At 37.1% G+C, this 15677-nt stretch carries 13 protein-coding genes; 4 read left to right on the top strand and 9 right to left on the bottom strand.

Going from position 1 to position 15677, the window contains the following annotated elements:
- A complete protein-coding gene (locus PFY10_00345; GenBank protein ID WBV56888.1) occupies positions 1-474 on the bottom strand; it encodes a 23S rRNA (pseudouridine(1915)-N(3))-methyltransferase RlmH in 474 nt (157 codons plus the stop codon).
- Positions 475-633: 159 nt separating this feature from the next.
- Between PFY10_00345 and PFY10_00350 the strand changes: the two genes are divergently transcribed.
- The 3 genes from PFY10_00350 (at position 634) to PFY10_00360 (ending at position 2920) form a co-directional block, all read left to right on the top strand.
- Positions 634-1656, top strand: coding sequence for a DUF4421 family protein (locus PFY10_00350; GenBank protein ID WBV56889.1), 1023 nt, complete (start codon positions 634-636; stop codon positions 1654-1656).
- Between the two features lie 2 nt (positions 1657-1658).
- Positions 1659-2618 carry a YihY/virulence factor BrkB family protein gene (locus PFY10_00355; protein WBV56890.1) on the top strand — a complete coding sequence of 320 codons (960 nt, stop codon included), beginning with the start codon at positions 1659-1661 and terminating at the stop codon, positions 2616-2618.
- A gap of 158 nt (positions 2619-2776) precedes the next feature.
- Positions 2777-2920 carry a hypothetical protein gene (locus PFY10_00360; GenBank protein WBV56891.1) on the top strand — a complete coding sequence of 48 codons (144 nt, stop codon included), beginning with the start codon at positions 2777-2779 and terminating at the stop codon, positions 2918-2920.
- A 53-nt stretch (positions 2921-2973) separates the two neighbouring features.
- Here PFY10_00360 and nhaA read toward each other — a convergent pair whose 3' ends face one another.
- The 3 genes from nhaA to PFY10_00375 form a co-directional block, all read right to left on the bottom strand.
- A complete protein-coding gene (gene nhaA, locus PFY10_00365) occupies positions 2974-4161 on the bottom strand; it encodes a Na+/H+ antiporter NhaA (GenBank protein ID WBV56892.1) in 1188 nt (395 codons plus the stop codon).
- 2 nt (positions 4162-4163) lie between these two features.
- Positions 4164-6374: a RelA/SpoT family protein gene (locus PFY10_00370; protein ID WBV56893.1), complete on the bottom strand. Its 2211-nt coding sequence runs from the start codon at positions 6372-6374 to the stop codon at positions 4164-4166.
- A 111-nt stretch (positions 6375-6485) separates the two neighbouring features.
- Positions 6486-6848: a hypothetical protein gene (locus PFY10_00375; protein WBV56894.1), complete on the bottom strand. Its 363-nt coding sequence runs from the start codon at positions 6846-6848 to the stop codon at positions 6486-6488.
- Between the two features lie 247 nt (positions 6849-7095).
- Here PFY10_00375 and PFY10_00380 point away from each other — a divergent pair, with 247 nt between their 5' ends.
- Positions 7096-8358: a photosystem II stability/assembly factor-like protein gene (locus tag PFY10_00380; GenBank protein WBV56895.1), complete on the top strand. Its 1263-nt coding sequence runs from the start codon at positions 7096-7098 to the stop codon at positions 8356-8358.
- A gap of 61 nt (positions 8359-8419) precedes the next feature.
- Here the strand turns inward: PFY10_00380 and acs are convergent, their stop codons facing one another.
- The 5 genes from acs to PFY10_00405 all read right to left on the bottom strand — a co-directional run bounded on the left by acs (position 8420) and on the right by PFY10_00405 (position 15614).
- A complete protein-coding gene (gene acs, locus PFY10_00385; protein ID WBV56896.1) occupies positions 8420-10330 on the bottom strand; it encodes an acetate--CoA ligase in 1911 nt (636 codons plus the stop codon).
- A 48-nt stretch (positions 10331-10378) separates the two neighbouring features.
- Positions 10379-12277: an AMP-binding protein gene (locus PFY10_00390; protein ID WBV56897.1), complete on the bottom strand. Its 1899-nt coding sequence runs from the start codon at positions 12275-12277 to the stop codon at positions 10379-10381.
- Positions 12278-12355: 78 nt separating this feature from the next.
- Positions 12356-12721 (bottom strand): response regulator, encoded by a 366-nt coding sequence (locus PFY10_00395; protein WBV56898.1) that lies wholly within the window; start codon positions 12719-12721, stop codon positions 12356-12358.
- Between the two features lie 9 nt (positions 12722-12730).
- A complete protein-coding gene (locus PFY10_00400; protein ID WBV56899.1) occupies positions 12731-15430 on the bottom strand; it encodes an ATP-binding protein in 2700 nt (899 codons plus the stop codon).
- Positions 15420-15614, bottom strand: coding sequence for a hypothetical protein (locus PFY10_00405; GenBank protein WBV56900.1), 195 nt, complete (start codon positions 15612-15614; stop codon positions 15420-15422). Before PFY10_00405 ends, PFY10_00400 begins: the two co-directional genes overlap by 11 nt.
- Positions 15615-15677: the final 63 nt, after the last annotated feature.

Below are 15677 nucleotides of genomic sequence, written 5' to 3' on the forward strand. Positions count from 1 at the left end.
TTAATCGTTATGATAAGGTTTTCCCTGTAGAATCTGATCTGCACGATATAATTGTTCAACGATAAATAACCGGATCATCTGGTGGGTAAATGTCATTTTAGATAATGACATTTTTTCGTTGGCTCTGGTATATATTTCCTCAGAAAACCCGTAGGCTCCTCCGATTAGTATGTGGATTTTTTTTACCGACAAATTCATCCATGCATCTATTTTCTGGGAGAATTCCCTGCTGGTAAACTGTTTTCCTTTTTCATCGAGAATAATAACGAGATCATTTTTATCTATATAATTCATAAAAAGCTTTGCCTCTTCTTTCTTCAGAAGATCTGAAGAGAGATTTTTGGCATTCTTAACATCAGGGATTTCTGTTATTTCAAAATTCCAATGTTTAGGAAGGCGGGGAATATAATAATTGATCAAAGAATTAATTTCTTTATCATCTGTTTTACCGATACAAAGTAAACTTATTCGCATAGGATATAATCACATTTAGGATGACAAAGATATTCATAAATTAAGGAATTTTCCCGGGTTCTTATGATACATTTTACCCGTCGTTGCCTACCGGTGTAATTTTCCGGTTCATTATCAAGTCTAAAAAAATCTGTATTTTTACGGAGCCAATATCACACGATGAAAATACAATCTATTCCTTACTTATTTTTATATTTTCCGTTAGCTTCTTATGGTCAGGAAGTTAATGAGTATAATAAGAAGTACAGCGAAGATAATAATACAATTTCTCTCGTTGCAGGCGTAAGCTACCTTAACAATTCCTTTGGACTTCGCTATGAAAGAGAAATTTTCAGGCTAAAACCAAATGATTCTTTTTACACTGAGCTTTTTCTAAGGTACAGATGGCTGGATACCAGTATTTCATTTACACCTAAACTGATTAAAATAAATAATGATGATGATATCAAGGGGAAAACGAAATATTTCAATGTGAATTTTGCTTTTTTCCTGAATCCAAAGCTACGACAAATGATAGGTTATAATCAGATCAAAGGGTTGTATTTCCGGGATACCAGGAAGTATATAGATCTTTTGTTAAATGGTTCAGACGAAAGTATCACGGATGCATATATTCAGTTTCCGGATGCTAATTACAGGTCTTTTAAAGGGGAGACAAGTTATTTATGGGTCGGAAATAAAGAGAACTACAGAAGCTATACTAATATGACTTATAAGCCTGCTAAAAATGATTTTGTCGTTATTACAGGTCTGTTTTATCAGTATAATATATTGAAAGATTCCGATAGGGCAATATACAAGGGAGAAGTGATAGGAAGCGGGGAAGAAGGTTCTGCCACGAAAGATATAAGGCTGGCATTAAGAACAGGTGCAGGAATACAAAGAGTGATCGATAGTAATTGGTATGCGGTGGTTGAATTTTATCCTCAGCTTTATTATTCAAAGCTGATTGATGAAGACTTTCATGAATTTAATATGGGAATGAATTCCAATGTAAGGATCGGATATGATAACGGAAAATGGTTTGTTGGAGCCGGTACTCAGCTTAACTGGGTAAATAGTTCAAATTCCAATTTGTATTCATCTACACAATGGCAATTCAGGGCTGGAATTGGTCTGAGGTTTAATGCACCACAAATAGTCAACAGAAATTTTGATAAAATAGATAATATCCTGAAATAATTATGAATATAAAAACTCCTAATTTTATCCTGAAGATTCAGGAATTCTTAGATGATATCCATATCCCGCTCCTGGGAATATCACTGTGGCAAATGTTTCAGATTTATATTTCGGGTATTTTTAAGGATAAGATAGGAAGAAAGGCAGCCGCTATTTCATGGAGCTTTACCATCAGTTTATTTCCTTTTCTTCTTTTCTTGCTTTCCGTTTTACCTTATATGCCGCATTATGATAAGCTTCATTTTTATATTTTTGAAGTGCTGATTCACAATGTTTTTCCTTCCAATATGGAAACTGATGTTAGAGGCTATATTGAGAAAAGTATCATTCCCAATATGAGGGGAATCAGTAATCTAACCATTATTCTTGCCCTTGTTTTTGCTACAAACGGGACTTTTTCCCTTATCAATGGATTCAATGAAAATTCCGAAGAAAAGCTGAGTGACGTAAAAGAGTTTATTCTTTCTTTTTTTATTACCATAGGCTTTATCACTATAGTTTTTTTAGCTCTTTTCGGAGTCTATTATGTAGAAGTAGTTTTAAAACTATTTACACCTATCCATAATGTTTCCTGGCTGGTGAATAACCTTTCTAAGATTATTGGATTTGTGTCTTTTCCTCTTTTTTATTTTATTTTATTAGCGATGTTTTACTGGTTGGGAACAGTGAAGATTGCCAGGTTCAGGCAAGCGGTTCCTGGGGCTATTTTAACGACTGTTCTTTTTGTTCTTACTACTTACATATTTGCTATTTATGTAAAAGATATCGCCCGTTATAATGTTCTGTACGGGTCCATTGGAAGTATGATTCTTTTAATGGTATGGGTAAATGTGAATGTTTATCTGCTATTATTTGGTAATGAACTTAATATGGCTATCAGAAAACTCAGGATAGAAAAATTACTGGCTGATGAACTCCGAAAAGAAGTGCAGGCAGATCATTCCCCGAACGAAAAAGACTAATCTGAATTCTCTTCAATCAATATTGTATTGATTCAGCTAATATTTTATTTATGGGTCAATTAAAAATACCTGATTATATTTTTTCGTATTCATTTTTATGGTAATTTAGTGACTAGTAAGAATTTGAAATTCTTGTACAAATACCAAATTAATTTATTATGAAAAACATCAAAAAATTAACGAGAAACGATTTGAAAATCGTAAAAGGAGGATTAGCATGCAGAACCGGGGATGATTATTGTCCGGGAACGACCTACTGCTGTAACGGACTATGTAAGATATCCACTTACATTTGCCCGTAATACAATAAAAAAGAGCACTGAAAGGTGCTCTTTTTTATTTTTATAGTTAGCAATTATTCATCACTATCGTCGTCAATAAATTTATTCTTTTTAGCACTGAGGCTTAATATAATTACGCCTAAAATAGCTGATAAAAACGATGCAATCAGAATTGCAAATTTGGCTTCATCCTGGATTTCAAATTGCTCTTTAAAGGATAGTAATGCTATAAAAATAGACATCGTAAAACCAATTCCTGCAAGAAAGCCTACCCCCAGCATATGCGACCATGTGCTATTGTGTGGAAGTGAACTTATTCTAAGTTTAATGGCAATAAATGAAAATAAATTGATCCCGATTAGTTTTCCCAGGACTAAACCACCGATGATCCCTAATCCTAAAGTACTTATCAACCCTTCTGCCATTCCGCTGTGAAAGGCAATATTGGTATTTGTAAGGGCAAATATTGGCATGATTAGAAAGCTTACAGGTATATGAAGATGATGCTCTAATTTTTCCAAAGGAGAAATTTGAACATTGGATGCATTGGTAGGAATAGACAAAGCCAGTAATACTCCTGCGATGGTAGCGTGAATTCCTGAATTGTGAAGGAAATACCACAAAAATAATCCAGGGATAATATAGAAAATAAGCCTCGTCACTTTTAAAAAATTCAAAAGAAACAAGAAAGCGACAATTCCGAAAGAGATCAACAAATAGATCCATTGAATCTGATCTGTATAAAATATGGCGATAACTAAAATCGCTCCCAGATCATCAACAATAGCCAGAGCAGCTAGGAAAATTTTAATGGAATTAGGAATTTTACTTCCTAGCATGGAAATCAACGCAAGCGAGAAGGCTATGTCTGTAGCCATCGGAATTCCCCATCCATTGCTGAATTCTGTTCCTGAGTTGAATAGGGTATAAATGGTTGCGGGAACAAGCATTCCTCCGACTGCCGCAAAAATCGGAAGAGAAGCATTTTTAAAAGATGAAAGCTCACCTTCCACCAGTTCTCTTTTTATTTCGAGGCCTACCAAAAGGAAAAAAATAGCCATGAGACCATCATTGATCCAGATATGGATCGGATATTTCAAGTGAAAAAGATGAGTGCCTATTTCATAGTGGAGAAAATTCTGAAATCCTTCTCCTAAGCTCGAGTTAGCAATTAATAAAGAAATCGCTACACAAAAAATAAGGATGATACCTGAAGATTGACTGCTGTTGAAAAATTTTTTAAAATAAATAGATAAATTCATGCCTATGATTGTAATCGTCTCACCCTTGAAACTCCGTTAATATTTTTAAGTTTTTTAAAGGTTTCTTCCAATTGACCTTTATTTTTAACCTCAAGAATAATGTTACCCATAAAGACGCCATTATTGGATTCTATGGAAAGACTTTTCATATCCATTCCCATAGTGCCACTGATTACGGCGGTAATGTCATTAATCATTCCCATCCGGTCTAAACCTTCAATTTCAATTTTAACCCTGTTTTTAAAACTTTCAGCATTAACCCATTTGGCTGGAATAACCCGGTAATCATACTGTGCCCTCAGGTTAATAGCATTCGGACAATTATCACTATGCACTTTTATACCGTCTGAAATCGTAATGAATCCAAAAATTTTATCTCCCGGAATTACGGTACAGCATTTTGCATAACTATAGTTTAACTTTTCTTCGTCTTTTCCAAAGACGATCATATCCAGGTTTTGCTCCTTTGGTTCTTCATAATGAACGTTTTTGGAAGGAGATTTCCTGAATCTTGAAAGTAAATTATTGAATACATTTTTACTTTCGATATATTTTCTAAGACTGCTTACATCCAGTTCATTGCTCTGGAATTTTAAAAACAGTTCCTGTGATGTTTTTAAGTTGAAAAACTTCTGAAGTTTATTGACTTCCTCATCGTTAAAATTAATTTTAGCATGACGAAGCTTTCTTTGTAAAATTTCTTTTCCTTCTTCTACCAGCTGATTTTTTTGTGAATTAAGATAACTCTTAATCTTGGATTTTGCCTTGGAAGTAACTACGAATTCGAGCCAGTCCGATTTAGGCTTTTGATTCTGGGAAGAAAGGATATCTACCTGGTCTCCGTTTTGAAGAACATATGAGATAGGAACCAGTTTTCCATTGATCTTGGCTCCTAGGCATTTCATACCCAAATCAGAGTGTACAGAGAATGCGAAGTCCAGTGCCGTAGCGTTGGTTGGTAGAATTTTGATTTCTCCTTTGGGAGTAAAAACAAAAACCTCTTTAGAGTATAAATTGAGCTTAATATTATCCAGGAGTTCGGAGGTAGAAAGATTCTGCTGCTGTTCTAAAACATCCCGGATCTCTGTTACCCATCTTTCAAAATTTCTGTCCTCACTGCTTTGCTTGTATCCTTCTTTGTATTTATAATGTGCGGCTACCCCTTTTTCAGCAATTTCGTCCATCCTTTCTGAACGGATCTGTACTTCAATCCATTTTTTATCCGGTCCAAGGACAGTAAGGTGTAAACTTTCATATCCTGTAGAACGGGGCTGTGTGATCCAGTCACGCATTCTTGAAGGGTTACTGTGGTATACATCCGTTACAATTGAATAAATTTTCCAAGCCAGAAACTTTTCATTTTTTGCATCTGATTTGTAAATGATCCTGATGGCATAATTATCAAATACCTCCTCAAAAGAAACTCCTTGTTTGAGCATTTTCCGGTAAATGGAAGAAACTGCTTTTGCACGGCCTTTTATACTGAAGTTTAATCCTTCCTCTTTGAGCCTTTCGGAAACTTCTTTTTTGAATTCCTCAATGTATTTTTCCCGGTTTTCCTTGGCTAGTTCTAACTTTTCAGTGATCTCATTGAAAACTTCCGCATTATTATACTTTAATGAAAGGTCTTCAAGCTCGGATTTGATGTTGTATAATCCCAGACGGTGGGCCATGGGAGCGTAGATGTACACGGTTTCAGAAGCAATTTTCTTTTGCTTATCCGGGGCCATGCTTTCCAGTGTCCGCATATTGTGAAGGCGGTCTGCGATTTTAATCAGTATAACCCTGAAATCTTCCGATAGTGTGAGCAATAACTTTCTGTAGTTTTCAGACTGTACGGAAATGTTCTGATGATTCATGATGGATATTTTGGTTAATCCATTCACGATATTGGCTATTTTTTCCCCAAAGATCTTCTTGATATCTTCGTAGGTATAGTCGGAATCTTCAATCACATCATGCAGCAGTGCACAGGCTATTGATGTAGCTCCAAGACCTATTTCCGTTGCAACAATTTTAGCTACGGCAATAGGATGGTAGATATAGGGTTCTCCGGATTTTCTCCTTTGATCTTTATGAGCATCTAATGCAATATCAAATGCTTTTCGGATGAGTTTATTGTTTTCTTCATCCAAAGTCCTGTAAGTATTAGAAATCAGGTCTTTATATCTTGCCAGTATTTCTTTGTTCTCCCGTTCTAAGTCGTAGCTCATTTGTGTAAATCCCGTATAATTAAACGAAAATACGAAAATTTTCCCAGTTGTCAATGACAAAAAATCCGCAGAAAGATCTGCGGATTTCCGGTTATTAGATTTTAGTTTTTATTAGAATTTTACTTCTGAATCCATGCCGTTGCTTGAGCCCTTGATTTTAACGTCGGGACTGTTATGGATTTCAGCTTTATTTCGTGCGTCAATATATCTTTTTATGTTATGGTAGTCTGCTTGTTCTATTCCCATATTCTCAAATAAATAGGTTTTTACCACAGCATTTTTATTAAAAACGTTCCTGGCATTATCTGCCTGATCTGTATCTTTTACTGCAACACTTGCAAGATATTGTGAATTTTGATGCTCGTTGAGATAAACAATATAATCTGAATCTCCGAAGCCTGAGCTTTCCAGGTCCGTTTCAAGCTTCTTATAATCACTGTGAGATTGAAATAATCCGGCTAATATTTTTGTCATGATCGTGTGTTTTAAATTTGTACTTAAAGGTAATAATTAAATTTCAAATTATTTGAATAAAATTCAATAAAATTTGATTTATATTGTTTTATCTATAATTAAATGTTAAAATATTTGATGATTTCTATCAATCAAATGTTTGAACTTAAAAGTCCGTTAGTCGTTGATAGACAGTATCATGAATTATTAAGAAGTTTATTGTATACTTATCTCAAAAACCTCAAATTTGTTTTTAAAATTAATACCTATGAAAAGAATTTTATTTACTCTTATTCTATCATCATTCCTTCTGCAGGCTCAGCAATATAACTGGACCGCATTCTCTTATCCTCCCGGAAATGGGGGAGGGCGGTATGATGATGTGTTCTTTCTCAATGAAAATTTAGGATGGGCGGCCCGGGGCGGCAACGGAGCTGTTTTTAAGACAACAAATGGTGGTACCAGCTGGACACAGCAAATTGTGAGCACGACACCCAATGAATACTATAGGAATATTGAATTTTTAAATGAAAATGTAGGTTTTCTAGGGACATTGAATAACAATTTTTATAAGACAACGGACGGCGGAGCTACATGGCAAAGAGTTAATAATATTTCGCCATACCCGCAAGGGATCTGTGGTCTGGATTGTGTGGGCACATCTACTGTGTACGGTTGCGGAGCATGGTTTTATCCTGCTTATATTATCAAATCAACAGATAGCGGTACTACATGGCAGTATATGGATATGTCCGCGTATGCTACCGCCCTGGTAGAAATTACTTTTATCAATGAGAACGTTGGTTTCGCATCCGGAAGTGATGATGACGGTGCGGTTATTCTTAAGACGACTGATGGAGGAGCAAGCTGGACAAAAATATATAACAGTAATATTCCTTTTGAGTACGTCTGGAAAATGCAGCTTCTGGATAATAATAAAATATTCTGCTCTATTGAAGCAGAATCTCCTAACACAGGAAGGTTATTGAAATCTTTAAATGGCGGACTTACCTGGGAAACAAAGGATTTTCCGGATACTTTTGTTCAGGCTGTGGGCTTTACTTCACCAGACCATGGGTGGATGGGTGGTCATAATACAGGATTTTATGAAACCTTTAATGGTGGTGAAACCTGGACGGACACAGGAGTAGGCGGTACTTTGAACAGGATATTTTTTGTTAACAGTAATGTGGCATATGCTGCTGGTACCGGTATTTATAAAATGACTGTCGGTAATCTTGCAACGCAGGAAACTACCAGAGAGAATCAGGAAAGGAAACTTCAGATCGATGTAGCTCCCAACCCTGTTAAAGACAAGCTGAATCTCAGTATTCATTTTTTACATTCCGATCATATCATTATCGGGCTGTATGACACATCAGGAAAGTTCATTACAGAAATTCTGAAAGATGATATCAGTGGGAAAGGGCTGAAAAAATATTCTTTGGATTTTCATTATCCTAAAGGGAATTATCTGCTTAGTGCACATTCCAACCTCGGTAGACAAGCTATAAAAATTATCAAAGAATAGAGTTGATAAAAAAAGGCGCAGGATTTACCTGCGCCTTCTTATTTCTTATTAATGATAAAGATTAGTCTATTCTTTCATTTTTAATTTCGTCCACAATTTCCGGATTTAATAACGTAGAAATATCTCCGAAGTTGCTGAAATCTCCTTCGGCAATTTTTCTAAGGATCCTACGCATAATTTTTCCTGAACGTGTTTTTGGCAATCCTGAAACGAATTGTATTTTATCAAGTTTAGCGATCGGTCCGATCTGATCGGCAATAAGCTGGTTGATCTCTTTTTTAAGGTTTTCCCTTTGTCTGCTTTCTCCGGTTTCTTTTAAAACAACATACCCGTACAAAGCATTTCCTTTGATATCATGAGGATATCCCACAATTGCAGATTCGGCAACGGCAGGATGCTGGTTGATGCTGTCCTCAATAGGAGCCGTACCTAAATTATGTCCGGAAACAATGATTACATCATCTACCCGGCCTGTAATTCTGTAATATCCAACTTCATCTCTTAAAGCACCGTCTCCAGTGAAATATTTTCCGGGAAAAGCGGTAAAATAAGTTTCTTTGTATCTCTGGTGGTCACCCCAGATGGTTCTTGCAATTCCAGGCCATGGAAAACGGATACAAAGATTTCCCGTTACCTGGTTTCCTGTGATTTCATTCCGTTTATCATCCATCAGCACCGGTTGAACGCCAGGTAAGGGAAGCGTTGCATAGGTAGGTTTGGTAGGCGTTATAAAAGGTAGGGGAGAGATCATAATTCCTCCTGTCTCGGTCTGCCACCAGGTATCCACAATAGGACACTTCTTTTTACCCACATGGTCATTGAACCAATGCCATGCCTCATCATTAATGGGTTCTCCTACCGACCCGATCACCTTTAACGAACTAAGGTCATGTTTATCTACCCATTCGGCACTTTCCTTGGCCAGGGAGCGAATAGCGGTTGGTGCTGTGTAAAACTGGGTGATTTTATGCTTCTCAATAACCTCCCAGAATCTATCCGGTTCAGGATATGTAGGAACACCTTCAAAAATAACTGTAGTGGCTCCGTTTAGCAAAGGCCCGTAAAGGATGTACGAATGTCCCGTGATCCAGCCGATATCTGCAGTACACCAATAGATATCATTTTCCTGGTAATTGAAAATATTTTTAAAAGTATACGCGGTATAGACCATATATCCTGCACAGGTATGGAGCATTCCTTTTGGTTTTCCGGTAGAACCTGAAGTATAAAGAATGAAAAGGGGATCTTCGGCATCCATGATTACCGTAACAAAATCAGGAGAAGCTTTTTCATACAATTCAGACATCCAGTGATCTCTGCCTTCCTTCATTTTGATCTCATTGTTTGTTCTTTTAACGACCAGGACATTCTCAACCGTAGTTGTTTTTTCAAGAGCTTCATCAACGATACTTTTAAGGTCTAGCACTTTATTTCCTCTGTAGCTGCCATCGGAGGTAATTACTAATTTCGCTTCACAGTCATTGATCCTTGAAGCTACTGCATTGGCTGAAAATCCTGCAAAGATTACTGAATGTACCGCTCCTAATTTTGCACAGGCGAGCATTGTGATTGCCAGTTCAGGGATCATAGGAAGGTAAATGCATACACGATCACCTTTTTCAATGCCCATATCCCTTAGGACGTTAGCCGTTTTGTTAACTCTTACGTACAATTCACTATAAGAAATATGCTCAGCTTTTTCTTTAGGATCGTTGGGTTCCCAGATAATAGCCGTCTTATCTCCTCTTTCATTCAGGTGCCTGTCGATGCAGTTTTTGGTAATATTTAATTTTGCGTTCTTAAACCAGGTGATTTTTGCCTCGTTCATATCATACTTAACTACCTTACTCCATCTCTGATACCACACAAAATTTTGATCGGCTATTTTATCCCAGAATTTTTTAGGATTTTTAATAGATTTTTTATACTCCTCAAAATAATGTGGTAAATCTTCTATTAAGTAATTTCTCATATCCCTTTTGTTTTTGAAATTTGAATTTTATTGATATTAAATGTATGTCTAATTTGTGAATTTTGCCCTGTAATTAACGATTTTTTCTTGTATTTCCTCAATGATCTGATCGTCGTCTATCGTTGAGGGAACCTGAAATTCTTTTCCATCCAGAAGCGTCCGGATAAGTTTTCGCAGGATTTTTCCTGAGCGTGTTTTGGGTAATCGTTTTACAACCATGGCATTCTTTAAAAATGCGACTGCTCCTATTTTCTCCCGTACCATTCGTACAATGTCTTTTTCAAGATCTTCCTCTGAAATCGTGGAACCGTTTTTTAATACTACAGTGGCAAAAGGAACTTGTCCTTTCAGCTCATTATCGATTCCTACTACGGCACATTCCGCCACTTCCGGATGGGAAGCGACAATTTCCTCCATTTCCGAAGTGGAGAGCCTGTGTCCTGCAACGTTGATAACGTCATCCACTCTTCCGGTGATGAAAAAATACCCGTCCTCATCCTGTATGGCTCCGTCTCCGGAGAAGTAATATCCTTTATATTGTGATAAGTAGCTGTTCTGAAAACGTTCTTCATCTTTCCATATTCCGGAAAGTGCACCTGGAGGCAGGGGGAGTTTGATCACCAGATAGCCTTCCTGATGAGGATCGAGTTCAAAACCATTTTCATCGAATATTTTAATGTCGTACCCCGGAATAGGCTTTCCTGCTGCGGCTCTTTTAATGGTATAATGATGATCAAAAGTCATCAGTCCCAGCATTGGCCACCCCGATTCCGTCTGCCACCAGTGATCAATGGCGGGTACTCCAATGTGTTTACTGAACCAATCCAGGGTAGCCACATCACACCGTTCGCCTGCCAAAAATTGCTTTTTAAAATGCGATAGATCGTACTTTTTGACGAGCTCCCCGTCCGGATCTTCTTTTTTTATGGCCCTGATGGCTGTAGGAGCGGTAAACATGGCTGAAACCTTATATTCTGAAATGATGCGCCAGAAAGTTCCGGCATCCGGAGTCATAATTGGTTTGCCCTCAAAAATGATGGTCGTGTTTCTGTTTATTAAAGGTCCATAGACGGAAAAACTATGTCCCACCGCCCATCCGAAATCGGAAGCAGCCCAGTAGGTTTCTCCAGGCTCAATCCCATAAATATATTTCATTGAGAACTTCAGGGCTGTTGCGTAGCCTCCCGTATCTCTTGTTATTCCTTTGGGTTTTCCTGTTGTTCCTGAAGTATAAAGAAGATAGAGTGGGTGGGTAGACTCCACCGGAACAGGAGAAACCGGGGAAGACTTCTGAGTGAGTTCTTCATAATCGATCAGACCATCAAACATTTCATCTTTATTATCGACCAGCTTACGGTTATAAACAATGATGTGATCCACTTTGTCCTGAGCCAGCTCAATTGCTTTTTCTACCAATGGCAGATAAGGAATTCTTTTGGCAATTTCTATTCCTGCAGTAGCGGTAATCAAAGCTTTAGGCTTGCAATCATCAATTCTTACCACAAGTTCATGCGGGGCAAATCCTCCGAAAACAACATTGTGAATTACTCCAATCCGGGCACAGGCCAGCATTGCAAAAAGGGTTTGTGGGATCATCGGCATATAAATTACAGCGGTATCTCCTTTTTTTAATCCTAAAGAAGCAAGTCCGCCGGCAAATTTTGAAACCTCTTCCTGCAGTTGCCTGAATGTGTATGTTTTTTTCTGGTCTGTAACAGGAGAGTCATAAATGATAGCGATCTGATCTCCAAAACCATCTTCAATATGTTGATCTATACACAGATAAGACATATTAAGCTGCCCATCCGGATACCATTCCGGATAGCGGTCTGTATCTCGCGAAAGAATTTGTTGAGGAAATGTATACCAGCTTATTTCCCGGGCTTGTTCCTTCCAGAAATTTTCTTTGTCTTCGATACTTCTTTTAAATAAATCTTCTGCATTCATATTAATAATAGTATTTCGTGTTTTTTTTGTTTTGTGATAGTCCGCAGTCTTGTATCTGGCTTCTCCAAGCTTTTATTCTCAGTTATCAAATAATTCCTCAATCTGCTGTATCAGCTTCTTGATAGAGTAGGGTTTCGTAACATAGGCATCAGCTCCCATTTCGAGGCCTTTTTCAATGTCTTTTGGATTGTTTTTGGCGCTCAGGAAAATAACTTTTGTATGTTTCAGCTGTTCCTGTTCTTTAATGGCTTCCAGGGTGCTGTATCCGTCAAGATTCGGCATCATAATATCCAGAAGGATAACATCGGGAACCATAGTTTTAAGAAAATCCAATACCTCAGTACCGTCTCTGGCGATAAATACGTCATAGCCGTTTTTTTTGAAACTATATTCCAAGGACATCAATATTTTATGTTCATCATCTGCAATGATTATTTTTTTCATAATGTGTTTTTAGTACTGTTCGACTTCATCTTTTTTATATATATTTTCCGGAAGGCTTATGGTAAATATTACTCCTGAGCTTTTGTTTTCAGCGTAGATTATACCTCCGTGGGCCTCAATAATCTGCTTTGAGATGGCAAGCCCAAGCCCGCTTCCTGTTGGTTTTAAAATATTCTGATTTTTAGACTGATAAAATTTATTAAAAATCATTTCCAGATCATCTTCAGGAATAGGTTTACCCGTATTGAAGATAGTGATATTTAAGGCATTTTCATTTTTTAAAAAACGGGTTTGTATCTCTCCCTGCTCATCTGCAAATTTCAAAGCATTTCCAAGGATATTCTGAAACAATTGGATCATTCTTGCTTCATCGTATTCAAATACGCTTTCTGTGAGAAGATTGGTTTCACTAACCTGGATATCTTTCTGCTGGATCAGGTGGAGGATAGGATTTAATGCCTTCCTGTAGGTTTCTGTGATGTCGTTTTTCTTTATCGTAAGGGCAATTTCTCCATGTTCCAGCTTATCAAGATAAAGAATGTCATTGATGATCTCACTTAAACGATCGGATTCCGTAATAATATTGTTTAAAAATTCTCTTTTGATGTCCGAAGGGATATCATCGTCATCGGCTAGAATCTCTCCCGCAGAACGGATGGCCGTTATAGGAGTTCTCAGTTCATGTGCGACGGAATCCAGGAAATCGTCCTTTTGACGGTCTTTAATTATTAAACTTTCATTAGCTACGGTAAGTTCTTCAGAAAGTTGTTTAAGTTCTTTGGATTTTTCAGTCAGTTTTTTGTTGAGTGTAATATTCTCTTTTGATTCTTCGAGGATGTTCAGAACTTCCTTTAAAGAAATTTTATCTTCTTTCGTTACACCTTCGATGAGAATCTTGGCAGAAGCGGTTCCTATTCTTCCTGCCAGAAGGTTTTCAGAGAATTTTATAAACCTCGAATCTGCTGTTTCGGTTTGAGAATCGATGTTGTATTTTAAATTAAATATCCGCAGTGCCTGTTCTGTTTTCTTTTTTCCTAAAAATCGTTCCAGGATGTTTTTTATATCCGAAACATAAGCCGTACCCCGCCAGATAAAGGCGTTTTCATGGTTTTGAATATATTTATCAACATCCACATACAGCTCGGCAAAGTTTCGTTCCCTGTAATTTCCTTTTACGCTGACTGAAATTGTAGTAAATAGCCCGGTGTTTACTAAGATTGACCAAAAGAAAATTTCCGGGATCTTACTTAAGTAAGGAATCCTGAAAAAATCAAAAACAGTATACATATCTCTCAATACTCCTTTGAATTCCTGATTGTAAGAAAAATAATACTGTGGGATAATCAGACCGAAATAACAAATGGCCAGCCCGGCAAGAAGCCCTATTACTGCACCTTTATAGGTTCCTCTTCTCCAGAATAAAGCTCCGAAAAAGGCAGGTGCCAGTTGGGCAATAACAACAAAAGAGATCAGGCCCACTGAATCCAGGGATGTTTTAAGGATAAAATACTTGTAAAAGGCAAAAGCCATTATGATGAGGGCAAAAATACTTATCTTCCTGATATTCGTTATGCTTCTTGTGTTTTGAATTTCATTTTCAGATTTAAATTTTCCCAGTAAACCGTAAGGAATGATGAGGTTATTGGAAAGCATGATGGATAATGTGATCGCAGATATAATGATCATTGAAATACAAGAACTCAGTCCTCCAAGGAAAACAAATACTGTGATTAAAGTGTTGTCAAAATATTGAGGGATCAGGATCGAATAGAATTCAGGATTTACATTCTGTCCGTTAAATAAAAGCCTGCCTCCCCAGGCAATTGGAAAAATGAAAATGGTAAAAATTAAAAGATAGAGAGGGAAAAACCAAATGGCGGTTTTGATGTGTTTTTCCTGCCTGTTTTCTACGATGGCTGTATGAAACTGTCTTGGAAGGATACAAATAGCTGTTGCAGAGATCATACATAAGATCATCCAGTTCAAAGCACCTTCAATACCATTGAATGTATTCTTTTGTTTGAAATCTTCGAATTTGCTTGCCTTTTCATAAATGTCTGAAAATCCGTCAAAGGCAAAATAAATCACAAATAATCCAAGGATGATAATGAAAAACAGCTTTAGAAAACTTTCCAGGGCAATAGCGGATATGATTCCAAGGCGCTTTTCTGAAGCATCCACATATCTTGTTCCGTAGTAGGAGGAAAATAAAGCAATCAAAACCACTACGAAGGTTGCATTATCGGTTAAAATATTTTGAGATACTGGAGTTTTCGTAACCAAATGGAAGGTTTCTGATATGGCTTTAATCTGTAAACCTATATAAGGGACGATTGCTAAAAGGCAAACGATGGTAATAACGGCACTAAAGCTTCTGCTGTTTCCGTAGCGCAGCGAAATAAAATCGGCGAGACTGCTTATTTTATTGATTCGTGAAATTCTTACGATTCTTGTGTTGATAAATATCCATGCAGGAATAATGACAATAGGTCCTACGTAGATGGGAAGATAGTTGAGCCCGCTAGTGGCAGCAACGCCAATACTCCCGTAATAAGTCCAGGCTGTACAGTATACTGCTAAGGATAACGCATAGATGTAAGGATTGTTGATCCATAACTTGCTTTTTTTCTTTTCTGCCAGGTGGGCGACCACAAATAGAAGGGCCAGGTAAAGCAGGACAACAACAAATAAAGCAAAACTACTCATCATATTTTTTCACGATTATAAACGATATGATGATCGAAATCATCCAGACGGCGAAGATGTAGATCAAAATCACGGGATAGCCAAAAGTATCTTTTTCACTGTTGAATAACAATGAAATAGGAATGCTGAAGAGAATGACTAATCCAATGCTTAGTATGATCAGTTTTTGTTCGTGTCTTTTTTTCATACATGATGATGGATAAAAGACAATTGATGAACAGATCCTTTGTACAGATTGTTCACCAATTAT

It is taken from the genome of Chryseobacterium daecheongense (assembly GCA_027920525.1).
Classification (GTDB): domain Bacteria; phylum Bacteroidota; class Bacteroidia; order Flavobacteriales; family Weeksellaceae; genus Chryseobacterium; species Chryseobacterium proteolyticum.

Bases quoted from the DNA above. Each gene is read 5' to 3' on its own strand.
- PFY10_00345 (WBV56888.1), bottom strand. From the start codon at position 474: ATGCGAATAAGTTTACTTTGTATCGGTAAAACAGATGATAAAGAAATT.
- PFY10_00350 (WBV56889.1), top strand. From the start codon at position 634: ATGAAAATACAATCTATTCCTTACTTATTTTTATATTTTCCGTTAGCT.
- PFY10_00355 (WBV56890.1), top strand. From the start codon at position 1,659: ATGAATATAAAAACTCCTAATTTTATCCTGAAGATTCAGGAATTCTTA.
- PFY10_00360 (WBV56891.1), top strand. From the start codon at position 2,777: ATGAAAAACATCAAAAAATTAACGAGAAACGATTTGAAAATCGTAAAA.
- nhaA (WBV56892.1), bottom strand. From the start codon at position 4,161: ATGAATTTATCTATTTATTTTAAAAAATTTTTCAACAGCAGTCAATCT.
- PFY10_00370 (WBV56893.1), bottom strand. From the start codon at position 6,374: ATGAGCTACGACTTAGAACGGGAGAACAAAGAAATACTGGCAAGATAT.
- PFY10_00375 (WBV56894.1), bottom strand. From the start codon at position 6,848: ATGACAAAAATATTAGCCGGATTATTTCAATCTCACAGTGATTATAAG.
- PFY10_00380 (WBV56895.1), top strand. From the start codon at position 7,096: ATGAAAAGAATTTTATTTACTCTTATTCTATCATCATTCCTTCTGCAG.
- acs (WBV56896.1), bottom strand. From the start codon at position 10,330: ATGAGAAATTACTTAATAGAAGATTTACCACATTATTTTGAGGAGTAT.
- PFY10_00390 (WBV56897.1), bottom strand. From the start codon at position 12,277: ATGAATGCAGAAGATTTATTTAAAAGAAGTATCGAAGACAAAGAAAAT.
- PFY10_00395 (WBV56898.1), bottom strand. From the start codon at position 12,721: ATGAAAAAAATAATCATTGCAGATGATGAACATAAAATATTGATGTCC.
- PFY10_00400 (WBV56899.1), bottom strand. From the start codon at position 15,430: ATGATGAGTAGTTTTGCTTTATTTGTTGTTGTCCTGCTTTACCTGGCC.
- PFY10_00405 (WBV56900.1), bottom strand. From the start codon at position 15,614: ATGAAAAAAAGACACGAACAAAAACTGATCATACTAAGCATTGGATTA.